General features: G+C 61.8%; 1 protein-coding gene. It reads right to left on the reverse strand.

The features are described from left to right. Positions 1 to 83: 83 nt before the first annotated feature. On the reverse strand, positions 84 to 458 hold a 375-nt coding region (locus C9I57_RS32985), incomplete at its 5' end, for a hypothetical protein (protein ID WP_181322037.1).

Raw genomic sequence — 458 nt, forward strand, 5'->3', positions numbered from 1 at the left:
GGAGCTGGGGAGAGTGGTGGGTGGAGGAAGATCGTTGCGGCACTCTGCATGTCGGAGGCCCAGCGCTTCGCCACTCAGAGACCCTAGACGTAGGGCATGAAGGTCGCTACGAATAGGCTTCCGTCGTGACCCTTTGCCGCATTCTTAAAGCCGTCACAGAGTTGCGGCCGGTCGAGACATTCGAAATCCTCGTAGTTCAGCACCGTCACCCCGTACTTCGCCTTGTCTGCGGACTTGTCCCCGGACAAGAGCAAGGGAGCAGCGCCCCCGGTGCTTGTTTTCCAACCCGCCGATCGAAGCGCGCTGTCGATGTCGCCGACCGGGTCTCCGCCCGGGGACACCTTCAGCAGAACGTACGAGTCCTCCCAATCGTTGCTGGGACTGGAGTCGTGCCCTCGGGCCACTATGTGTACGTCTTCGGAAGCGACGGACTTCACGACGCTGTAGGGGACACCGGG

Origin of the sequence: Trinickia symbiotica (assembly GCF_003028655.1) — a bacterium.
Lineage (GTDB): Bacteria > Pseudomonadota > Gammaproteobacteria > Burkholderiales > Burkholderiaceae > Trinickia > Trinickia symbiotica_A.